This window comes from Haloferax sp. KTX1, assembly GCF_902410085.1.
Classification (GTDB): Archaea; Halobacteriota; Halobacteria; order Halobacteriales; family Haloferacaceae; genus Haloferax; species Haloferax massiliensis.
The window spans coordinates 1-411 of record NZ_CABPRH010000286.1 but is presented as its reverse complement, the minus strand read 5'-3'; the positions used below and the strand labels follow the sequence as shown (position 1 = coordinate 411).

Annotated in this window: 1 protein-coding gene; it reads right to left on the bottom strand. The window is 48.2% G+C overall.

Translation table 11 applies throughout. The features are described from left to right. Positions 1-2: 2 nt before the first annotated feature. Positions 3-411 (bottom strand): hypothetical protein (locus FY251_RS22930; protein WP_255516802.1); only part of this gene is annotated, 409 nt, incomplete at its 5' end.

Sequence of the window (411 nt, the reverse complement as noted above, 5' to 3'; positions counted from 1 at the left end):
AATTAGGATCGGCCCCGTAAAGAAAGCGAATAGATGATGAATCCGATGCCGATGATTTTGATGGTATTACTCACTAGCGGTGAGTAAAACGTGTACACAATCAGTTCGAGTCTGAACTGTAATGCGACGGCCGAAATTGCCAGCGAGATTATCGGTGAAATAACGGTGATAAGTGCGAGCCCGACCGCGATAAACAGCATCTGTCGTCTTTCATTTCTACGGTACCCTTGGTAGGCCTGGTAGGCAATAAATAGTCCCATCGTAACGGCGAGTAGCGTAATCAAGAGGAGAATAAGATAGTGGGGCGGAATCAGCGACGGATCAACCTGCATTGATTGCATTAGAGTTCCCCCCACATCTCGGTGAAGCGGTCCGCCATATTTTCCGTCGGTTGCTCTTCGATTTCGATCG